Here is a 21,827-nt window from a genome sequence, read left to right as displayed (position 1 = left end):
TATGTACCCTCCTTACTTGGCAGCCTTGGCAGCTTGTTCGTGGTGATAGGCACCTGTTCCCAAAGAGCTAGGACCTAATTTAGCGAAACGAATCATCAACCAAGCTTCAACAATGAGCAAGCCGGTATAAAGAATAACCAAGCTGGCTAACGAACCCCAGACTGAACCCACAGATAAGGAAGAAACCGACAAGTGGGTCGGGAGAATTTCCCAAATTGTCCATGGCTGTCTGCCGTATTCAGCAACGAACCAACCTGCTTCGCAAGCAAGCCAGGGTAATGGAACGGAGATGACGGCCAATTTAAGAAGCCAATGCTTCTTATCGATAACTCTCTTGTATGCATACCAAAGAGAGAGACCGAAGATGAAAATCAAAGCAACGCCGACACCAGCCATCAAACGGAATGCATAGAACATTGCGTCGATAGAGTATGGGATGGAATCGTTAGCAGCTTTTTGTATATCTGCTTCAGTAACCTTAGCGGGGTCGTTCTGATATTTCTTAGTCAAGAGTCCGAAGCCAAGATCTTTCTTGTGCTGTTCAAAGAGAGCTTTGACTTCAGCGTTATTCGGATCTTTTCTGAGCTGCTCAAGAGCGCCGACAGCGATTACGCCGCTAGCAACCTTAGCCTTGTTTTCCGCGATGATTTCTTTAAGGCCCGGAACTGTCTTATCGAAGCTGCGGGTTGCAAGAATACCGGCGAGATAAGGAACTTTGATTTCAAAAGTATTTTCTTGCTTTTCCGGATCAGCAAAAGCGACTAAAGCCATTGCCGCCGGAGCAGGTTCAGTTTCCCACATACCTTCCATGGCGGCTAACTTAGCCGGCTGGTCTTGGGCTGCTAAATAGCCGGATTCGTCACCTTGCCAAGCGGCAAGCAATGAAGCACAGAAGCCAAAGCAGGCAGCAACACGGAAGCTGCGTTTTGCGAAGTCAATGTCACGGCCTTTGAGCAAGTACCATGCGGAGATTGCCAAAACGAAAGCAGCACCGGTAGCGTAGCCGGCAGTAATGGTATGGAAGAACTTTGTTTGAGCCCATGGGCTAAGAATGACTGCGAAGAAGTCATTCATTTCCATACGCATCGTTTGATAAGAGAAGCTGGCACCGGCAGGATACTGCATCCAGCCGTTAGCAACGAGAATCCACAAGGCGGAAAGGTTGGAGCCTAATGCCATGAGGATTGTGCATAAGAAGTGAGTACCTTTCTTAACCTTATCCCATCCGAAGAAGAATAGGCCGATGAAAGTGGACTCTAAGAAGAAAGCCATTAAGCCTTCAATAGCAAGAGGAGCACCGAAAATGTCTCCTACATAGTGAGAATAGTATGACCAGTTAGTACCAAATTGGAACTCCATGGTAATACCGGTTGTGACACCCAAGGCAAAGTTAATACCAAATAACTTGCCCCAGAATTTCACCATGTCTTTGTAGACTTGTTTCCCGGTCTTTAGGTAGCAGGCTTCCATTGCTACCAAAATCATCGAGAGACCCAAGGTTAGTGGGACAAAAAGGTAGTGATACATCGCGGTCGCCGCGAACTGCAGGCGCGACAGATCCACTAGTTCTGTTGAGAGCATATTCCCTCTCCTTTTTCGTTATTAATTAAAGAAGTGTTAGTAGAAGTATTTCTGGAAAGAATACCTGCGCTTACGGCTTCAGGAGTCTGCTCGGTTTTGGTATCAGGCCCGAAGAAGACAAAACATATCGCGGCAATAATAGCAAGCTTGCAGCCGATGACTGCAGAAAGCTCCCATATAAGCTTTTTATCGTTCTTTTTCATAAAGCGGTAAAAACAGGTTCCAATGTAACAATGAATTTCAATTCGTTATATTACCTATTGCAATAAGTCTAATAGGAAAAAATGTTCTGAATGGGATCATGGACTTGTGATATTCGGATTCGGTGCCGGAACATCATCGCCCTCCTCCCAAGGAAGGGGCAATAATGCCATAAAGGCAAAGAAAATCAAGGCCACAGCGACAACGAGCCACTTCCAGAGTTTTTTCTTTTCTCGAGAGTCCATAGTAAATACAAACGAATTAAAAAAAGTACAAAAAGAGACGTGAATAGTACAACGGACACTTACCCCATTGTTCCATGAGGAAAAGAATATACACAATAAAAAAACTCTCGATTTCCGTTCGAACTTACCTTGGGAAATCGAGAGTTTTTAAGCTTAAAAAGTATGCAACTTTTTATTCTTCATCTGTCTTCGCTTTTGTTCTTCTGGTTCTCTTTGGTTTTGGTGTTGTGTCTTCGGCCGCAGCAGCTTTTCTAGGGGCTCTTCTGCGAATAGGATTTTTTGCCGGAGCAGCAACTTTTTTAAGAGCCGGGTTCTTCGGCTGAGAACTCGCGGTCATTGCCGGATCCTTGAAGGTCGGGGCTCTCAAGATTTCAACAGGCTTTTCTGGTTCTTCAACCTCGACCTTAACTTCCTGCTGAACTTCTTCCTCATCTTTGCCCATTGGAATACGAACAATGGGAGGAGGAGCCTTAGCTTCTTCCTCGGTGATTTTCCAGAGTTCAAGAAGTTCTTTTTGTGTCGGCGCCGGGGTAGTTTTTACGCGTTCTCTTCTGGCAGCGACGGAATCACGAACAATTTTTTCGAGGCTGTCGAGCGGGATACGGTTAAGGTCGTCAAAACAAATGGCACTGCGGTCAGTCAAAACCCCCTTAACGTTGTCTTTATAGTTTTCAACAACAGAAGGCTCGGCAATGAAGAGAGTCATTGTTTTTTCTGTTGATTCAAGGGCGAAAAGAGGACCATGAAGTTCATAAAAAGCGAGCCCATATCTCATGCTTTCGCGGACGCCTCTAGCCGAACGTCTAATCATACTGCAGACGCGAGCCATGGCAACACGCCGATCGGCAGGTAATTCTCTAAGATAACCTCCTACAGTCGTGGCTTTGAGCTCCATTAAATTCCTCCATGAACGACATATCTTTAGACAAACTATCATTATAACTCATTTATCTAAAACGGTTTTTTACGATTTGAGCTGGGGCGCCGATTGTTCGGTCTTCTCAAGGGATTCTCACCGTAAAAGTTATGCATAGATGATTTTTTGCAACTCATCGAAAAGAAATCGAAATTTTTAAAACAATTTCCGGCCGTTGTGATGCAAATTTGTGAAGAATTTGGATGGCGAATTTCCAGAAAATTCATTTTTCAAAGGCGTGAGTCTTTCAATATATCTGATTGATTTATTTTGGCACGGTTTTCTAAGAAAAAACGCCCAAGATTTCTCTTGGGCGCCAAAATAACTCAAATCAAATCTAGGTAACTATTGCTTTTATTGTGCAGTTGCTGCTACTTTACCTGCTTGTCGTCCGAAGGTAAAGATGTCGGCAATAGCATTTCCGCCAAGACGGTTAGCTCCGTGAATACCGCCTGTGACTTCGCCGGCTGCATAAAGTCCTGGAATTGGTTTTCCGGCTATATCAAGAACCTGAGTCTGTGTATTGATCTTCAGGCCGCCCATGGTGTGGTGGACAGTAGGAACCTTCTTAACGGCATACCAAGGACCTTCAGTCATAGGTTTATCTTCTTTGTTGTTAGCAACAAAGCCGTATTTATCTTTTTCAATTTTGCCGCTTGCTACTTTGTTATATTCATCAACGGAAGCCTTAAGCTTTGCTGGATCCATTCCTGTCTTCTTGGCTAAGTCGTCAAGTGTTGCGCCTTCAATAACCGCCCCAAGAGAGGCCATATTGGCAATAGTAGAGCCGTCTTTATCAGGCGTATCGCGGGTCGGGTATCTTAGATGGTTGACGACCAGCCAGTAGGTGGAATGCGGTTGGGCAAAAATAGCTTTACACAATGTGTCGCGGGCCGCACCTTCGTTAACGAAACGGTCGCCGTTTTCATTGATGAACAGACGGTTTCTGCCGGAAGTTCTGATGTGTTCCATCAATCCGGTTCCGGGGGTTCCGCATGGATGCAGCTGAATGTCGGACATGCCGATGACCTCAGCTCCAACTTTTTTACCCATGGCAATGCCATCACCTTGGGCTGCTTTCTGAATTGTTGAAGCACCGATTCCTTTGCCAAGATCAACTTCTTTCCAGACACCTGTGTTCACTCTTCTTCTCAGTTCAACGTTTGCCCCGAATCCGCCGGTGGTAATAACAACTCCCTTGCTGGCTATTACGGTAATCTTCCTGCCGTGGTTTTCTGCGACAGCACCGATGACCCGTCCGTCTTTATCTTTGATGAGGCTCTTAACGTTGGCATCGGTAATAATCGTTGCACTGTCTTTGTGCTCCGCCAAGAAGTTTTCAAGAGTACGTATGTAATGGTTGCCTGAGGGGGTAGTACCGTAGTGGCTTCTTTGCCAGAGAGCTCCTGTAGCTGTGCCGATTTTATCTTTGAATGGAGAACCTAAGGATTCAAGCCATTCAATAGAGCTCATGGCATTGCTGGTAAGGTAACGGACCAATTCCGGATTTCCCACATTGTGCCCGCCTTTCATGGTCTGGTCGTAGAATTTGTCTTCAGAGTCTTCAATACCCATTGCTTTTTGACGTTTTGGGTCGACAGCGTTAAAAGCACCTCCAGAGACGTTAGTTGAGCCTCCAAGATAGCCGAGTTTTTCTAAAACAACAACTTTGGCGCCGTTTTGGACGGCAGATACCGCAGCTGCCAAACCAGCTCCGCCGCCGCCGATCACGACAACCTGAGTATCGATAGTTTCATTTTTGGTTGGATACGTATCGACTTTTTTGTTGAATTCGTTCTTAGCTGTACCAGCTTGTGTGAGGCAGTCTCGAACGCCTTTCTTAATAGCAAAGGATGAAAGAGTGGCACCGGTCACGTTGTCAACGTTAACTGACTGAGTCTCCACCATACGTTTTGAGAGTTTGTCGAGAGCAAGCTTACCAACTCCGATAGTTTCAAGATTTTTAGAAGTATCGATGCTGTCGATTTTGTGATTAACGATTTTGACGGTAACTGTCATCGGAGCATTGTGCCCGTTAACTTTGGCAGAGTAGGTGCCGTCTGCAGGTGCAGCTTGAAGGGTAGGGAGAGCCAAAGCAAGCGCTGCGGCAAGAGGCAAGACTAATTTGTTGTTCATGAGCATTCTCCATGGTGAGTAGTTTTGATTGTATGAGTGCCATTACGTAAGTATTCAGTACTTAAGTACAATCTCCTCATAGACTAGAAAAAAAATTACGAACTGACCGATATGATCCTCCGGCTCTTTTTCTTGTTTCTATTGGTTTACTCCTTAATTGCGCAAGGAGCAGAACCTCTTATTCGCGTAGGAATGACGGAAGGAGGACACGAAAAAGAGCACACTCAGGTTTTCGATGAGACAAGAGATGCATTGATAAAAAAATTCGGCAAAGAAAATGTCTCTTTCGACCTAATCCACGTCAATCAATTGGTTTCGAAAATCTTTTCCGGAGAGGTTAATTTTTTCATCTCAACCACCGGCCTTTCTCGGAGACTCCAGGCAGACGGTGCGCGCGATTTGGTAACTTTGACTTCTAAGCGTTTTCCGAATCCGAACCTCTCTTACGGCTCAGTTTTTCTTACAAGAAAGGACTCGAGAATATCTTCAATCGCCGACATGCAAGAAAAGGTTCTGGTTGGCAACCGACCCTTAGGATTTTATGGTTATGTAGTTCCAATCGGAGAGATAGCTCGGCACGGATATAAACCTAAGGATTTTTTTTCGAAAGAAATTTTCTTAGACTCCGGCAGTCACAACGTCCTGGCTTCTTTACTGCGGGGAGAAGGCGATGTGGCTACGGTACCAAGCTGTTTTTTGGAAGACAACTACCCAGAAGATCATCCTTTCCGAAAAGATCTAAAACCGATTAACGTATTGGAAAGCAAGCCTTGTGTCCGTTCGACGCCTGCCTATCCGAACTGGGCCTTTTCTTCTTCACCGGGTGCCAGCCCGGAGGTGGCCCGAGATGTCCTTAAGACGCTTCTTGATATGCCTACGGATTCGAAAGGCTACCGCTGGAGTATCGCTACAAATTTCTCGGGAACGGATCAGCTATACAAAGACTTAAAAGAAGGCATGTACATTATTCTTAATGAATGGTCTTTGAAAACATTTTTCAAAGAATACAAGCATTGGTTTTTCTCTTTGACGGTGCTGTTGATTTGCTTAGCCGGTTACAGTGCTCTGTTGAATTATTTGGTAAGAAAGAAAACTCGTCAGCTTCAACGATCAATTAAGCACCAGCAAGTACTTCAGAAAAGATCAAGAGATTCCGAAGCAAAGTTTGAATCGCTTCAGAAGTTAGGCATTATCGGCCAGATGAGCTCAATGATTGCTCATGAATTAAGGCAGCCTCTTTCTACATTGCGGCTTTATGCTCAAGGCTTGCAAAGAAAGCTTGAAAGAGGCGAGTGGAGCATTGAACAATCTAGCGAAGTTCTGAGCAAGATCGTAACTCAGGCCGAGAGAGCCGAGCAGATCGTTCAGAGCGTCAGAAATTATGCGAAAAGCAAACGGAGTGAGAAACAGGAAATTTGCCTGACAGAAATCGTGAATAACGCCTTATACGCCTTTAAACAAAGCGGCCGTTTCCGTCGAAATGTCATCGTCTCCATCGCAGAAGATATCAGGCTGTTCGCTAATCCGATGGAGTTTGAACTCGCTATTTTGAACTTGCTCCGAAACTCTGCCGATTCTCTTGCGTCGTTAAACCACAAGGACCCGAAAATAGAGCTGGCAGTACGAAGAAACGGAGATTTTGCAGAAATCGAAGTGAAAGACAATGGAGTTAAGGTTTCTGAGGCTGATTTACAGGCCGCTGTCGTTCCTCTTCGCAGCAACAAAGAAAATGGTCTGGGAATCGGACTTTCTCTCGTAAACAACATAATGGAAAATCACGGAGGAAGCTTAGTACTGCACGCTAGAAAGGAAGGCGGAGTGACGGCTGTCCTCTCCTTAAGAATTTTGGAAAGATAAGATGCCCGACAGAGAACTTATTTGTATTGTTGATGATGATGCAGACCACTGTGATGCCTTGCGCTTTCTTCTAGAAAACGAAGGCTATCAAGTTAAGATGTATCTCCGAGCTGAAGAGTATCTGAATACCGGAGAAAAAGACTGCGACTGCCTTATCCTTGACTTTAAGATGCCGGGAATCAACGGCGTTGAGTTATTGGAGCTTCTGCAAGCGAGAGGGCTGACTCCGCCGACAATTTTTTTGACTGCGCATGCAGACTTGGACATGGCCATCAAGATTTTTAAAGGCGGCGCTCATGACTTAATCCAGAAGCCTGTGGATGCCGTCCAACTTCTCCAAGCTGTAGGCGAAACAATAGAAAAACACCAAAAATTACTCCGTTCTTCCTCCGGCAGCGCAGAGTCGGCTCAAAAACAAATCTCATGTCTTACACAGCGTGAGAAACAAGTTCTTAACCTGGTTTCAATGGGGTTGATGAATTGCCAAGTGGCAAGTCGATTAAATCTCAGTGAACGGACGATAGAGACCCATCGAGCCAACGCTTATCGGAAACTAGGAATCTCTAATCTTGCTCAGTTAAGGAAGCTGCTGATGCAAAGCAAACTTTCGTAAGAGAAATCCGAGTAAAGCTTCATAAACCATCCAGCTCAGAAAAAGACATCAAAAATAAAGGTATTTAGACAGGCTGAAAGTTCTCTTCTGAGTCAATTGGGAATCGTTCTCCGCACTCTCTGTAGACCGTTTTCCACAAATTGTTTTCTGCCTCTTGGAGTTTAAGCATCAGCCATTCAAAGAAATTGCCGAGAGCCGGAATTTCTTTGAGAACAGAGTAACTGCAAACTCTTTCTTTAAACCTTTGAAGGTTCCTTACTACATCAGCGCTCCGGCTTATATCGGAATCTACAAGACGGAAGGAGGATTGGAAGTCAATCCAAATTCCCAGGTTCTTAGGTACGCTGACGATAAACCTATTCCTGGCCTTTATGCGGTTGGGGCAGGATGCGTTGTACCACATCTCGCCACAGTGAAGTTGTCGCCAGCGGTTTGATTGCCGGCGAACATGCACATGCAGCTAAGACAGCTAAATAATCGATTAGCTTGGGCATCTTAGGTGCCCAACCCTAGAAAAAAGAGTAACTGTGAGAAAAGTTTTGACTTTGCTAGCTCTTCTTTGCACGGTAACGACGGTTCAAGCAGCTGACTTTGGTGCGGATAAACATGTTCAAAAAGGCGTGCAATGCGTGATTTGCCACGGCGCAGATATGAATAAGCCAAAGGAGCCGACCGATAAAGTTTGTCTGCAGTGCCATCCTAGAGAGCAGTTGATAGAAAAAACAAAACATCTAAATAAACCTGTGAATCCTCACAATCTGTCTCATAACGGCGAGTGCATTTTATGCCACCGCATGCATGAAGCACCGGTTAATAACTGTGCAGAGTGCCATAAATAAAAATAGAGGATAGCCGTCCGTCGAGAATGAGCTTCTAATGTTTGGAGGTTCCTTCTCGATTTTTTTGACGGATTTAAACGTAATGAGAAGGTTCAAAAGCCGTGAGAGAATTCTTCTTAAGATTTTAAGATCCCATGTGATAAGCGTTAATTTTATGAAGTTGTCAACCAACAGAAAATGGCTTCTCTTGTGTTTCTTTGGTTTGTTCGTGAAATGTTTTCACCAAGCAGTCCAAGAAAAGTTTAAGAGGTTTGTTAAAAATAAGTTCTTTAGACCAAATTAGAAACATCGGACTTTCGAGAGGAGGTTTCAAGGGAACTGCCGTCAAGTTCTTCTCTTCCGGACCGACCACGATATCACCGAAAGTTAACATGTAATATTCGGTGGTGGGGATAAGAAATTTTGGAGTTGTCGCAAGGTTGAATGTAGCAGCAATGTTTAGCTGATCGATGCCATATCCTAGCCAACCGGGAAGCATGTTTACGGTAAGAAGAGTCCTGCTCAGAATTAACGGCAGACCTTTGATCATTTCCGGCGTAATAAATTTTTCCTTGGCCAAAGGTGCGTCGTTTCTCATCACCAAGGCCCATTTTTCTAGTCTTGGGAGGCGGTAGTAGTCGTAGGAATGAAGACGTTTGGAATCAAAAATGATTCCTAGATCAGAGGTTCTATCATCGATTTTGGTACAAACTTCTTCCTCGTTGCCGCTATAGATGTGCAGGAGTGCTTGGGGATATTGTTTTCTGAGTTGTTTCAAGGCCGTTCCGAGTGGGCCGATGGCGGTTGTCTCACCAGCAGCAATGCTAATTTGAGGAATAGTTTCGGATGCGAGCTCTGCTTTCGCTTTATCGGTCAACTCAACGATAACTTTAGCTCGTTTAAGCAATGAAATGCCTGCCTGGGATAATGAGACTCCTTTTCCGTGCCGAATAAATAGCTGTACATTCAATTCTTCTTCAAGCTGCTTAATAGTTCGGGAGACATTCGGCTGAGTAGTAAATAATTTTTCGGATGCTCTCAGAAAACTCTTCTCATCTGCAACTTTTACAAAATACTTCAAAGCCCGAATGTCCATTGATATGCCTTTTTCTTATATCTCTATCAAATAAATAAGTATTGGATATAAATTTTAATCGTTCTTAAAATTTTAGAAAAATTTTTTGAGGTTTGAGATGTTTAGACGAGATCTGATAGTTGCTTCTTTAGCTACTGCGGCTCTTGGTTCATTAGCTTATGCAGAGGATAAGAAAGTGACATTGTTGAACACGGCAGATAAATGGGATAAGACCTTTCCTCAAAGTGACAAAGTTGAGTGTGTTAAGGTCAGTTTTAAAAATCGTTATGGTGTTCCGCTAGTTGGAGACCTGTATATTCCAAAGAGCAACAAAACTCAGTTGCCCGCGGTTGCTGTGTCCGGACCATTTGGAGCTGTGAAGGAACAGGCTTCAGGAAGGTATGCTCAGAGGCTGGCTGAAAACGGATTTATTACTTTGGCTTTTGATCCGTCATTTACAGGCGAAAGCGGAGGTGAGGCCAGAGCAGTGGCTTCTCCTGACATCAATACCGAGGACTTCAGTGCCGCAGTTGATTATTTGTCTACAAGAAAAGATGTGGATCCCAATAAAATCGGGATCCTTGGGGTATGCGGTTTCGGTGGTTTTGCTCTAAATGCGGCAGCCAATGATCCGCGCATTAAAGCCACAGTTACTTCAACTATGTATGACATGGCGAGAGTGCTGTCTAAAGGCTATTTTGATTCGATGACGGTTGAGGATAGACAACAGCTCAGAGAGGCCTTAAATAAGCAAAGAACCAAGGATGCCTTAACGGGTACGCCTGAAAGAGCCGGCGGCCTTCCGGATAAGCTTAACGGGGATGAGCCGTTGTTTGTTAAACAGTACTGGGAGTACTACAAGCAGTCTCGCGGTTACCATCCAAGATCTCTGAATTCAAACGAGGGATGGACAAAAACCTCCCAGCTGTCATTCATGAATATGCCGATATTGGCTTACAGCGATGAAATCCGGAGTCCGGTAATGATGATGCATGGAGAAAAAGCTCATTCTTTATATTTCAGTCAAGACGCATTTAAAAAGCTGACGGGTGACAATAAAGAGTTAGTGATCGTTTCCGGAGCCAATCATGTTGACTTATACGATAACGACAAGTTTATTCCGTGGCAGAAGATCGTGGATTTCTACAAAAAGAATCTTTGAGAAAGCATTGGGAGGAGGCGCTATCCTGCCAGTGTTTGAAAGTAAAGATATTGGCAGAAAAAACTGAATTAGCGACTTTTCTCCTACAGACTTTTTCTTTCAAACGAGAACTGAAAAAATCCTCCTAGAGTCCGGCCTAGGAGGATGCAAGCAACAGGAAGATAAGCAACTGAATTAAGCTTCAGCTGTCATATCAATGTAACCTTTACCGTTTTTGATCTGAATCTCGGTTCCAAACTCTTTGGAGAGTTTCTTCAGTTGATGGAGAACTTCTTCCGAGTCGGTAAGAATGGGAGACCCCTTTCTTGAACGAGGAGCATGCTGATGAAGATCGATGGGATGGAGAGTGACAGAAGTGATTTTTCCATCCTCCGTTTCCCAAACAGGAAGGACTGCGGACCAAATTGTTTTTTGTGCTGCAAAGCCGCGGGTACCGTTGCCGGATCTCTTATCCATTAAGTCGCCGACTTGTGAGTTAGACGGCATGCCCATGTTTGTATAAGCCTCAACCGGCTGTCTTTCGATGGTTTCTGTTTGAAAAATAAAGTTGCCAAGACTGTAAAAAATCAAACCGTCCCCATACTTTTCAATGCCTCTAAGTTCATGGGGACCATGCCCAATTACAACGGAAGCACCGGCATCAATACACTTCCTGGAAAAAGTTCTTAAGAATTCTGCCGGTTTGTCCATATCTAGGTCGAGGAATTCATGAGCATGAACACTTACTAAAACAATGTCAGCTTGTCTTTTAGCTTCTTTGATCTCCCGAATAGTTCTTTCGACATCTGCCGGATGAGGAACTGTTTCATTTCTTTCTTCTCCATCACTCAGTTTGAAAGTCAGTTTCCCGAACGGAAAAATATCGTTTGGAAGAGGGGGAAGGTAACCGGCTTGTGTTTTGAGTGTTCTCAAATTGTTGGCTTCGGATACCTCAGCAAGCTCTTTGGCCATTTCAAAGTGTTTTGCGTTGACGTGGTGGATGGTCTTGAATCTGAGAGGATTCAGACCTGGTCTGCCCATCATATCAATGCTCGGTCCACCGGCGGCAGCTGCCGGATCAAAAGAAGACGTAATACCGATCAATGCGACTCTTGCTTCTTTAGTATCGAGATAAACGGCTCTTGCAGCCTCTCTAAGATTTTCGCCGGAGCCGGCAAAGATAAGCTTTCTTTCCTTCAAATGGCGAATTGTTGCCATGACACCTTCTTGACCGAAATCTCCCGAGTGGTTGTTGGCCGTATTGAATAAATTGAAGCCGTATTTGCAGACATCATCAATCAGTTTTGGAGCTGCCATGGCCCATGTACCGCCGCTCGCAGCTGCCGGATATCCTTCCTGATCATGGAAAGTCATCTCTAAATTCGTGAAGCGGACATCTGCCGTTTCGATTAGCTCTTTGATTTCTTTGAATCCCGGATAACCGTTTTCAGGAATGCTTCTAGTAATGAAGCAATCTCCGCTGGCTACGAATTTTGTACTCATCTTTATATCTTCCTTACTTGTGATGGGCAAAAAGAAAGCGGACAAAACTGCCTGTCCGCTTTTCCGCTGTCTCTCATGCCATAGACAGCCTAAACGCTAGAAATTAACAAAGAGCGGATTAGAACCAGTGGGCCATTCCGACCATGCCGGTGTAAAGGTTCTTGCCGCCGCTGTATTTAATCAGCTGACCGTAGTTTCGGCCGTATGCGGCTGTAGCATATACGCTGGTACGTTTAGTTAAAGAATATTCTAAGGCAGTAGCAAATCTTAATCTTTCGCCGTTTTCCTTAACACCCTGAGCAGTCTTCAAGCTTGCGTCTGTGTAGCCTGCGGCACCGACCCATGTGAGGTTCCCGGAAAGTTTTTGACGGAAGCCCAGGTTAAGACCCCATCCATCAACGCCATTCTGATTACCTGCTGTTGTGCTGTCGCCTTTGACAGCTTCGTTTTTAGGCATCCAGTAATAGAAAGTGCGCCAATTCTTCATGTATTGCGCAGCGAAATAAAGTGTTGTGCTGTCGGTAGCGTTCAAACGGAAACCGGCGAAGTATTCTTCGGAATTCTTTCTATTTCCGAGTTTGGCTGCATCAGCTTTGGACATTGTTTTGCTGAAGCTGGAGGCAGGAAGTTTGCCCCAACGGAACTGAGAACCGCCAAAGTCAATCAAGAGAGGACCAACCTCGTAGTTGACGGCGAGAGAAATGGCGCGGTTGTTTTGCGGAACAGTGCGGTCATCTGAATCAGTTCCTAAAGAGTAGCTGACGCCGATACGCAGGCCGTTCATCTTGTTAGAGAGCCAAGCAATAGCGTTATTGACGCGTCCATCTCCGGCGATAGAACCTTCGATCTCATAGGCTGGGCCATAGGCTGTTCTGAAAGGATCGATATTTGGGAGACCTATTCCGTATGGAGAGCTGATGGACTGAACGGTTCCCATTCTGCCGAAACCGATTTCACCGATTTTGTCGTTGTAGATAGCAAGAATACTGCGGCGTGCAAAAGCAACTCCTGCGGTAGATTCAGCGCCGGTATCTGCACTGAAGCCGGCTTCTAAATAGGCTTTGACTGCCCAATCAGCATTGAGCTGCTCCTTGATCATTAAGCCCCAACGGGAGGTTTGGTTTTCCATGCTGACGACAGCAGACTTTCCGGGGGCCTTCATGTACTGCATAGCCAAGTCTACTTTTCCGTAGAGCTTGACATCGGTGTCGGCATAAGCGACAGAAGAGAGCATACAAGCGAGCAGGGCAGTTAATTTGAGTTTTGTCATTTCTTATCCTTGGTGAGAAAAGAGGTGAAATTGGGAATTTCTTTTTTTTATTAAAAAACTTTTGCCGCCAAGAGATCTGCCAAGTCTTATGTCTTATACATGACTAATGTTTTTCCTAATTGGACTCAAAAAATAAAGAGAGTAGTTAAATGGATATTTTCTTAGCAAGCTAATTTCTTCTCGAGATAAAAAATCTAATGAATGAGAAATTTTGCTGAAGTTAAAAATAGCGTTGAAGAAATATTCAAGGGTGGCGCTATCCGGGAACTCCCTATCACTCGTGGTTTTTCCCGAATATCCCATGGAAAAACAAATATCAAATATTGAGAAACACTCACGACCGTCCTTAAGAAAATTGTTCAAAGTCCTCTGGTTTTGGCCTTCTTGTTGAGCTTGGTCTGTACTTTTAAAGAATTAATTGTTACCTGAAATTAGAAGAGGATATGGCCTTAAAAAATTGGTTATATGTCATATACATGAGTTAAGAAATTTTGAGACTCTATTCGGTTTTTAATGGCGGTATTCGCTTTAGTCAATAAAGAATCCAAGGAACGACAAATGAATATTTTGGAAGAAGCCATTCAAACCAGAAGAAAGATTCACTCCCGTCCTGAAGAAGGATGGACCGAGTTCGAAACTTCTTATCTTGTTTCCGAACGATTGAAGAGTCTTGGCTGGCAAGTTTATATCGGCCTCGATGCCTTGGTACCGGAAGAAGTACTGGGCAGAAATCCGGAATTAGTAGAAAAAGCCATTGAGAGAGCAGCAAAGCAGGGAGTTCCTGCAGCTTTCTTAGAAAGCACTCAAGGTTATACCGGCGTTGTCGGAACATTTGATACCGGCAGACAAGGTCCTCGTACAGCATTCCGTTTCGATATGGACTGTGTTCAGGTACAAGAAACCAGTGACGCTAATCACGTTCCCGTCAAAGAGGGTTTTGCAAGTCAAATTCCCGGCATGATGCACGCTTGCGGCCACGATGGTCACACTGCCGTAGGATTGGCCTTGGCAAGATGGATTGTTGAGAACAAAGAAGATCTTTGCGGTTCTTTCGTATTTATTTTCCAACCGGCCGAGGAAGGCACCCGTGGTGCAGGTCCGATTGCTGCTAAAGGCTGGGTCGATGATGTTAATTTCTTCTTTGCCGGCCACTGCGGTATGTACTGCCAGCAGGGCCAGCTCGGGATCGGAGCTAAAGGGTTCTTCGCCACATCTAAATTAGATGTCAGTTTTACCGGCATTCCTTCTCACGCAGGTGCTTATCCTGAAAGAGGCCGCAGTGCGTTGACCGCAGCCTGTTCTGCCGTCATGATGATGCAGGGCATCAGTCGCAACAGCGAGGGCGACACTCGCGTTAGTATCGGCAAACTGAATGCCGGGGAAGGCCGCAATGTTACTCCGGTTCATGCTGCAATTCAGCTGGAAACCCGCGGAGAAACAGAAGAAGTCAACAACTTCTTGGTTAAGAACGTAACGAACATCGTTAGAGGCGCAGCCGAAGCATACGAAGTCAAGTATGAAATCAAGCTTGTCGGCCATGCCACTACTCTGACAACAACACCTAAAGGAGTTGAACTTCTGAAGAGAGCCGCAGAAACCGTGGAAGGTTATAAAACCGTTGATATTTATAACTCCATCGGCGGCAGCGAAGACGTTTCCTTGTTATTCCCGACTTTGACACCAGATTCATCAAGAAATCTGCGGGAACCTAGGCTCCATCGAGGTTCCCAGACTTTATAAAAATTACGTCTGTGTAGCTAAAGTTTTTGCAATCGGCAAATGTAATTTCCTTCTTAGAGAAGACGGAGTTTCCACTCGATTGAGAGCGTCCAGCCCAAATACGGTGGACATTCGGTCAAACAACCCAGCCTCATACAGTCTTAAATAAAGAGGCACCTGAGGGTTAATATCATCGTAAACAACACTGGCGGTTTTGATGCTCTCAAGCATCTTGTCGTGTGTGATTTCTTCTTTGCCTAACTCCCTTTTAAGCATGAAGAGCATGTATTTTTCAATGACCAGGCTTATAAAACAACTAAGGAAGTGTCCATAAATGTGAGGATCCGTCCACACGAAGCACGGACGTGTTTCCAGATGAGTTTTTGAGACTCTAAAACAATCTTCAATTTGCCAGAGTTTTCGATAAATACTGGTTGCTTCATGAGGCGAAATTTCAAGATTCGTACAAATAACGTAATAACCGTCCCACTTGGCCTGTTCTTCAATTTTGTCCCAATTTATACGAGGAGAACCGGTCCCTTTAGGGATCGTAATAAGGGATTTATACCCGCAGCTTCGAAGTCTGTTTGGATCATCGACCGCCTTCTTTGCCTTCTCAATGGCTCTGTCTCTATCGGCCTTATCTTTAGCCGCTCTTGCCGGGCTGTAAGAGACGATCCAATTTAGTTCCATGGTGCCTAGAACCTTTGGGCCCCGGTACCGGCGATGAGTAGTCGGACTTTCTTTCCTCTCGTGCAGTTCCTGAGTCACATTGAGTGTCTTATATTGACACTTAACCTCTCCGTCGTCTTTGCAAATAAACTCCTCCCAGTTGTCAGGATCCAAAATTTGAGCCTTTATTTCCGCTGCAGAGTTTTTAAATTTCTGAGCAATAACGAAGTCGCAGCCAATTTCTTTGAGAGCAAATAGGTTCTCAGCGCAATTCAAACCACGGTCAGCAACCACAATCAGCTGTTTGAGATGATAGGTATTTTTTATTTTCTTAATCAACGGCACCATCGTCTCGAATTCACTGGTGTTGCCTGCAAAGAGTTCATAGTCAATGTGGATGCCGTTCTCATCCATAACAAGTCCAAGCACGCCCTGAACCTCGTTAACCTTATGATCTTTGCTTAGACCGAAATCCTTGTATCCAGAGACACTCCGGCTCTCAAAACTGTAGGTGGTCACATCGTAAAAGGCAGCCGTGACAGTCCTTTTTGTTCTTTTCTGGATTTCTTTATTTAAATGTCTGACGATGGTTTTCTTATCTTCTTGAAGCACATCGAGAACTTTATACAAATCTTCGAGATGATCGACTTGGCCGTGATCAATGATGCTATGAGCACGGTTATTAAAGCTTTTCAACTTACTTGAGGGATTTAAGAACCTCTGCTCAGTCAGAAGGTAAGCAGTCTGGTCATAGGGATATTGGATTTTTCTGCCTTTTTGAAGATGGCGGAACATCTCCGGCATTTTTAAATCTAACCACACCTTCCTTATAAGAGCCGAGCCAACATTGAGGCTCTTGAAATTGCCCGGTTTCTCGTTAAGACCTTTAGCAGAATCAGCCAACTTATCCATTCTTCTTTTGGCTTGATTTTCAAGTTCCAGAGATTTGTTCTGAGCTTCTAGAGCATTCTCCTTAGCAATGCGTTCTTTGAGTCTTTCCACATACTGAGGATCTTTTTCTAAAGCGGCATCAAGTCTGCCGTGGTTTTCAATTATTCGAGAACGAGGTTGTCCTTTTTCATTTCGATAACTCGAATAGACACGGATGTATTGATGATTTTTAACTTTAACCACTGAAACATGCAAAGGCATTTTTCCGACTCCGACTACTGTAAGGATATTATACCTGAATTTTTTAAAACATGCTACTTTTACGCTACAAAGACGGTAAATTTTTTGCAGAGGAACCCAGAGCGCGTCTGGTCTCATCTGCAAAAATAGGTGTCAAACTCGGGAGTTGAACTTCTGAAGAGAGCCGCAGAAACCGTGGAAGGTTATAAAACCGTTGATATTTATAACTCCATCGGCGGCAGCGAAGACGTTTCCTTGTTATTCAAACGTGCTGTCGAACATGGTGCCGACGGTGCATTCTTCATGTGGGGCGTAAATAACAAAGGACATCATCGCGCAGACTTCGATCTCCAGGACGTCAACACCATGCCTCCGGCAATCCAACTTTGTCAGAACTTGGTCAGACAGACAAACGGAATTACTAATAACTAATCTAATTTGGAAAAACTTCTTCTTTAGCCATAACTCTTATTACCTAACTTAAACCTTCGGAGAAATATATGAGCTGGACAATTTGGATGGCAACCGCCGTTGTTATAGCTACGATTTACGCCTTGATTAAACGTTATGAAACTCGGTTAGTACTTTTAACCGCCGGTTTCTTAATGGCACTGTTGTCCATGAAGCCAATGATGGCTTTCCAACAGTTTGACAAGTCCATGACCGCCGCAGCTTTGATTATCGCAATCTGCTCGGCAATCGGTTTCGCAAGCGTTATTTCCATCACCAAGTGCGACCTTCATTTGGTTTCCTTGTTGACAAAGCCTTTGAAACAATTTGGTATTTTCTTGCTTCCGGCATGCTGTGCCGTTACCGGTCTTGTTTCCATCGCTATTCCTTCCACAGCAGGCTGCTGCGCTGCTGTTGGCCCAACGCTGATCCCATTAATGATTAGAGCTGGTTTTAAACCGGCTGTCGCTGCGGCTGCAGTTGTCGGCAGTGTTACACCTGCACTTGTAAACCCAGGCATTTCTCATAACGTCTTCGTGGCTAAGTTAGCATCCATGGAAGTTATGCAGTTCCTTGGTATCTTCTCCAAGTACACTCTTGGGTTGTCCGCATTCGGTATTGTTTTGCTTACAGTTATATGTTTCTTTTACAAGGATTATAAGAAGAACGTTGGCGAAGCAGATCTGTCCAGACAAGAAAACTCTACTAACGCTAATCTTCCGGAACTTCCGGAACATCCGAACGTCGTTTACGCTCTTGCTCCGCTGGTTCCGGTTGTTCTTTTGATTATCTTCTCCCTCTGGGTTCCGTCCATTAAAATGTCTGTGGCAACCGCCATGCTCATTGGTGCCGTATACGCCATGGTTGTTACTCGCACAAGTCCGGAAAAAGTCACAAAAGAATTCTTCAACGGCATGGGCAAAGGTTATGCAAACATTCTCGGTATCATCATTGCTGCCGGTGTGTTCGCCGCTGGTTTAAGGGCTGCCGGTGTTGTTGACGCTTTCGTTGCCTTCCTTACACAAACCCAGGGTGCTGCAAAGATCGGCGGTGCAGTTGGTCCGTACCTTCTCGGCATCCTTACAGGATCCGGTGACGCTGCCGCATTTGCCTTCAACGAAGCCGTTACACCTCATGCTGCTAAGTTCGGTATGACAATTGAAAACTTGGGTTACCTCGCAGCGATTGGCGGTGGTTTAGGCCGTCTGTCCTCTCCTCTCTGCGGCGGCTTGATTCTTGTTGCCGGTATCGCAGGTGTCTCCCCAATGGAAGTTGTTAAGAGAACTGGTCCGGTCATGTTCGGAATGTTAGTAGCTGCTCTTCTTATCCTCTAATCTAAATTAACATCGGAATTTCTTCCTCCTAAGGCTGTTGAATCTCATTTTGACAGTTGATTAAAAGGTGATTTACTGCTAAGAGCAAAACGGTAAATCACCTATTTTTAAATTCGAAGCAGATAGTTGACGGCGGTGCAGTGTTCATAGCGCAGTTCTACCGTCTTTTTATTTAATAATCTTCCCTGGCGGGTTACCACGAACATCGGGCTGCCGAGAGGAAGAAGAGTCAGCTTATTTAAAGCTTCATCGACAATTAGAAATTCCAGAAGGTCGGTTACATCGGCGATATAGATGCCGAGTTTTTCTTCATAAAGTTTGTAGAGGTTACCTTTTACCGCCTCTAAATCTTCAATTTTTAAGTCGCGGAAAGTATCTAAATCTAAGAAGGATTCGTCAACTCCCGTGTGTACTCCATTGTCGCTCATGGCTCTTAAGATATGGATTACCGGATCTCCGGAGACGATTTTCATTTTTGCGGCTACCTCTTCCGGTGCCGGGATGATTTCAAATTTTATCGGTTTGCTCTCAAAGACAGGTAAACGGCCGTCTTTGCGAATAAACTTCTGGAATCTGTTCCAGACTCCGGTGCCTTTGTAGCTTCGCACAAAAGTTCCGACTCCTTGGCGTTTTACCAATATTCCCGCATCTTCCAGGTCAGCCACGGCATGACGAACCGATCCGATGGATACACCAAAGTCTTCAGCCATTTTTGATTCTGAGGGCAGCGGCTGGTCGAACTTCCATTCTCGCGAAGAAAGTTTTTGAAGAATGGCCTCTTTGATCTGCGCATAGACCGGCATGCGAATAATATTAGAACGCTTCATTTTTTATTCCTCAGGAGGGGGTGTAAGGATCTAGTTCTATGTCATTTATATGACTTAGAGAAGTTTACACGCTGAAAGGAGTTTTAATGATGGCTAACGAAGACCTTCCCATTGATGTGAAATCTGCTTCTTGAACTGCTCTTTACTGAGACAAACCTAGACGGAACGTGTATTCTTCGCAGACTTTCCGTTTAGAAAATCAATTTCTAAGAATTTCAAAAAACGAGCCGGCAGCCTTTTATCAGGGAAATTAATTATCTAATCATTAACTAAGCAAAGGAGTAAATACTAGATGGACGTTTTGATAAAAAGATGGTACTTGCTGGCGATTGCCTGCGTTATTAATCTTTGCGCCGGTTCTATTTACGCATGGAGCGTATTTGCGGGTCCGAAGGCTGAGCAATTGTCACAGATTTTAGGTCAGACCATTACCGCTGGCGATCTCTCTTTGGCTTTCTCTTTAGGAAATGGTCTGGCTCCGATCCCAATGCTTTTAGGCGGCTATTTAAATGACAAAGCCGGCCCGAAGATTCAGATTGTTTTAGGCGGTTTGCTAGTAGCTATCGGTCTTTGCTGGGCCGGAGCTTCCGAGTCTCTCTTTACTCTTTTCTTTTCCTACGGGTTCATCTTCTGTCTGGGTGTCGGCTTAACCTACAGCGCTACTGTTAACACTTCCGTTAAGTTTTTTCCCGATCATCCGGGTCTAGCCGGCGGTTTAACTACAGCTGCTTACGGATTCTGTTCCGTCGGTGTTCCACCTGTAGCTCATGTTTTAATTCAGCAGTTTGGCATCACGGCAGCTTTCCAGATTCTCGGCGTTGTTTTCGGTACCGTAATTGTTATTGGCGGACTTCTAAGCCAGAAGTGCCCGCAGGGATTTATGACAACAGGCCGCAAAGATTCTCCCCGCAGTGTTAAAGCGGCAGTCAACTACAACTGGTCGGAAATGGTCAGAACCACTAACTTCTGGCTCATGATTGCACTTCTGTTGTGCGGCGCGATTACCGGCATGATGATCTTCTCTCAGGCTGTCGGCATTGCAGTTAATCAGGTTGGAATGAGCGTTACCGCGGCAACCGGTGCAGTGGCTTTCCTTGCTTTGATTAATACTTTCGGAAGATTGGCTGCCGGTGTGATCTCTGACAAGCTCGGGCAGCCGTTGAGCCTTTTAGGTGCTTGTATTCTTACTATCTGCGGTTTAGCGATTCTGATTACTTGTACGCAAGGCTCCGACGTCCTGTTCTACGTGGCTTTGACTATTATCGGTTTTCCGTTCGGTGCTTTCTTAGGCATCTTTCCCGGATATACTGCTGCAGCTTTCGGAACAAGATTCAATGGAACCAATTACGGCATTATGTTCTGCGGGTTTGCTTTGTCCGGTGCTGTTGGTCCATGGCTCATGAATGCTCTATCTAATAACGGAGACTTCTACTATTCTTACTTGGCTGGAATTTGCCTTGCCTCTCTCGGAGTTCTCTTGGCGGGAATTTTGAAGGTACGTTCCTCCCGAGAAAATACTTGTAAATTGCAAAATGCCAGTTGTTAAGCGGCTGATATATCTCGGCTAACTCACAAAAGAGGCTGGTTTTCCAGCCTCAAATTGTTTTTGCCGGCAGGAGTCCCTAGATTATTTTCTGAGGTCAGTGGCGGCTGGCCTTTCAAGAGCTGATACCTACAGTCTTTCTAATCAATAATAAAAATTGCCTGATATTTTTAGTCAGGCAATTTTTGATAAAGAACAAAAGTCGTTTGGCTCAATTGTTTTGGTTTTCAAGAGGCACTTTCAGCCAATCTCTCACTTCCAAAATACGAATTCGGCCGTAAACGGAACCTTTAGAAGTTTTCCCGCTTCTGTTTGGGAACAGTTTGACTGTGGAATGCCTCCCTTTGTGTCCAACCTTTGAATATACCTGACGCCTTCCAGCGCTCCAGGCTTGTCATTCGGGACAGCTGAAAGAAGGGCTAAAACTAGATCTTTTTTAGAATCAGACGGATTAGCCCAAGCGGATACTCGTGTTGAGATAATCGAAGAGCCGTCCTTGTAAGAAATAGCAGACATCGGACCAGACAAAGTACCGACTTTTTCCGAGCCTTCATACAAAGCGGCATCCGGACGCTCGAAACGGTAATAAGGGCCCTTTGAGTCCACTGTACATCTGAAAACCTGGACGCCCTTTGCCTGCAGGGTAAGAATAGGTTTTCCTGTTGGCGGTGTGAGCTTTGAAGGCACACCTCCGGTCCCTGGTATTAGGCTACTGAGATTGTCTCCAATCGTAGAACAGCCGGCTAGACAAATTGGTAGTGTAAAAAGAAGTGCTTTCAGGTAGGTTTTCATAAG

General features: G+C 44.8%; 19 protein-coding genes and 1 pseudogene. 9 read left to right on the top strand and 11 right to left on the bottom strand.

The window, feature by feature from the left end; genetic code table 11:
* Positions 1-12: 12 nt before the first annotated feature.
* From ADH67_RS03610 to ADH67_RS03595, 5 genes are all read right to left on the bottom strand, one after another.
* Positions 13-1,581 carry a cytochrome ubiquinol oxidase subunit I gene (locus ADH67_RS03610; RefSeq protein WP_066594789.1) on the bottom strand — a complete coding sequence of 523 codons (1,569 nt, stop codon included), beginning with the start codon at positions 1,579-1,581 and terminating at the stop codon, positions 13-15.
* Positions 1,563-1,784, bottom strand: a complete 222-nt coding sequence (cydP, locus tag ADH67_RS03605; RefSeq protein ID WP_066594790.1) for a cytochrome oxidase putative small subunit CydP — start codon at positions 1,782-1,784, stop codon at positions 1,563-1,565. Before cydP ends, ADH67_RS03610 begins: the two co-directional genes overlap by 19 nt.
* A gap of 96 nt (positions 1,785-1,880) precedes the next feature.
* Positions 1,881-2,027: a hypothetical protein gene (locus ADH67_RS13240; protein WP_157108112.1), complete on the bottom strand. Its 147-nt coding sequence runs from the start codon at positions 2,025-2,027 to the stop codon at positions 1,881-1,883.
* Between the two features lie 172 nt (positions 2,028-2,199).
* Positions 2,200-2,922: a DUF1801 domain-containing protein gene (locus ADH67_RS03600; RefSeq protein ID WP_066594791.1), complete on the bottom strand. Its 723-nt coding sequence runs from the start codon at positions 2,920-2,922 to the stop codon at positions 2,200-2,202.
* Between the two features lie 375 nt (positions 2,923-3,297).
* On the bottom strand, positions 3,298-5,079 hold the full coding sequence (locus ADH67_RS03595) for a flavocytochrome c (protein ID WP_066594792.1): 1,782 nt from the start codon (positions 5,077-5,079) through the stop codon (positions 3,298-3,300).
* 111 nt (positions 5,080-5,190) lie between these two features.
* Here ADH67_RS03595 and ADH67_RS03590 point away from each other — a divergent pair, with 111 nt between their 5' ends.
* The 4 genes and pseudogenes from ADH67_RS03590 (at position 5,191) to ADH67_RS03575 (ending at position 8,388) form a co-directional block, all read left to right on the top strand.
* Positions 5,191-6,936 (top strand): sensor histidine kinase, encoded by a 1,746-nt coding sequence (locus tag ADH67_RS03590; RefSeq protein ID WP_066594793.1) that lies wholly within the window; start codon positions 5,191-5,193, stop codon positions 6,934-6,936.
* A 1-nt stretch (position 6,937) separates the two neighbouring features.
* Positions 6,938-7,549, top strand: coding sequence for a response regulator transcription factor (locus ADH67_RS03585; protein WP_066594795.1), 612 nt, complete (start codon positions 6,938-6,940; stop codon positions 7,547-7,549).
* 154 nt (positions 7,550-7,703) lie between these two features.
* Positions 7,704-7,922: pseudogene (locus ADH67_RS13755) on the top strand (hypothetical protein); the annotation flags it as partial.
* Between the two features lie 154 nt (positions 7,923-8,076).
* Positions 8,077-8,388 carry a cytochrome c3 family protein gene (locus ADH67_RS03575; RefSeq protein WP_066594797.1) on the top strand — a complete coding sequence of 104 codons (312 nt, stop codon included), beginning with the start codon at positions 8,077-8,079 and terminating at the stop codon, positions 8,386-8,388.
* A gap of 163 nt (positions 8,389-8,551) precedes the next feature.
* Here ADH67_RS03575 and ADH67_RS03570 read toward each other — a convergent pair whose 3' ends face one another.
* Positions 8,552-9,463: a LysR family transcriptional regulator gene (locus ADH67_RS03570; RefSeq protein ID WP_066594798.1), complete on the bottom strand. Its 912-nt coding sequence runs from the start codon at positions 9,461-9,463 to the stop codon at positions 8,552-8,554.
* Between the two features lie 97 nt (positions 9,464-9,560).
* Here ADH67_RS03570 and ADH67_RS03565 point away from each other — a divergent pair, with 97 nt between their 5' ends.
* Complete coding sequence (locus ADH67_RS03565; RefSeq protein ID WP_066594799.1) at positions 9,561-10,604, top strand: alpha/beta hydrolase; 1,044 nt, start codon at positions 9,561-9,563, stop codon at positions 10,602-10,604.
* A 174-nt stretch (positions 10,605-10,778) separates the two neighbouring features.
* Here the strand turns inward: ADH67_RS03565 and ADH67_RS03560 are convergent, their stop codons facing one another.
* Both ADH67_RS03560 and ADH67_RS03555 read right to left on the bottom strand, forming a co-directional pair.
* Positions 10,779-12,086, bottom strand: coding sequence for a CapA family protein (locus tag ADH67_RS03560; RefSeq protein ID WP_066594800.1), 1,308 nt, complete (start codon positions 12,084-12,086; stop codon positions 10,779-10,781).
* Between the two features lie 118 nt (positions 12,087-12,204).
* A complete protein-coding gene (locus tag ADH67_RS03555; protein WP_066594807.1) occupies positions 12,205-13,356 on the bottom strand; it encodes a porin in 1,152 nt (383 codons plus the stop codon).
* Between the two features lie 558 nt (positions 13,357-13,914).
* Here ADH67_RS03555 and ADH67_RS03550 point away from each other — a divergent pair.
* Entirely contained in the window at positions 13,915-15,096 is a 1,182-nt protein-coding gene (locus ADH67_RS03550) for an amidohydrolase (RefSeq protein ID WP_158212618.1), read from the top strand.
* 3 nt (positions 15,097-15,099) lie between these two features.
* Here ADH67_RS03550 and ADH67_RS03545 read toward each other — a convergent pair whose 3' ends face one another.
* Entirely contained in the window at positions 15,100-16,899 is a 1,800-nt protein-coding gene (locus ADH67_RS03545; protein WP_089275704.1) for an IS1634 family transposase, read from the bottom strand.
* 129 nt (positions 16,900-17,028) lie between these two features.
* Between ADH67_RS03545 and ADH67_RS03540 the strand changes: the two genes are divergently transcribed.
* Together ADH67_RS03540 and dcuC are read left to right on the top strand one after the other, a co-directional pair.
* Positions 17,029-17,310, top strand: a complete 282-nt coding sequence (locus tag ADH67_RS03540; RefSeq protein WP_066594811.1) for a hypothetical protein — start codon at positions 17,029-17,031, stop codon at positions 17,308-17,310.
* A 68-nt stretch (positions 17,311-17,378) separates the two neighbouring features.
* Positions 17,379-18,662, top strand: a complete 1,284-nt coding sequence (dcuC, locus tag ADH67_RS03535) for a C4-dicarboxylate transporter DcuC (protein ID WP_066594813.1) — start codon at positions 17,379-17,381, stop codon at positions 18,660-18,662.
* Positions 18,663-18,769: 107 nt separating this feature from the next.
* Here dcuC and ADH67_RS03530 read toward each other — a convergent pair whose 3' ends face one another.
* On the bottom strand, positions 18,770-19,489 hold the full coding sequence (locus tag ADH67_RS03530) for a GntR family transcriptional regulator (protein ID WP_066594814.1): 720 nt from the start codon (positions 19,487-19,489) through the stop codon (positions 18,770-18,772).
* 292 nt (positions 19,490-19,781) lie between these two features.
* Here ADH67_RS03530 and ADH67_RS03525 point away from each other — a divergent pair, with 292 nt between their 5' ends.
* Entirely contained in the window at positions 19,782-21,035 is a 1,254-nt protein-coding gene (locus ADH67_RS03525; RefSeq protein WP_066594815.1) for an L-lactate MFS transporter, read from the top strand.
* Between the two features lie 249 nt (positions 21,036-21,284).
* Here the strand turns inward: ADH67_RS03525 and ADH67_RS03520 are convergent, their stop codons facing one another.
* Entirely contained in the window at positions 21,285-21,824 is a 540-nt protein-coding gene (locus ADH67_RS03520; protein ID WP_236578405.1) for a DUF3455 domain-containing protein, read from the bottom strand.
* Positions 21,825-21,827 lie beyond the last annotated feature (3 nt).

It is taken from the genome of Turicimonas muris (assembly GCF_002221595.1).
In the GTDB taxonomy this organism is placed as follows: Bacteria; Pseudomonadota; Gammaproteobacteria; order Burkholderiales; family Burkholderiaceae_F; genus Turicimonas; species Turicimonas muris.
The sequence above is the reverse complement of the archived record's forward strand: the minus strand, read 5'-3'. Positions and strand labels throughout refer to the sequence as shown.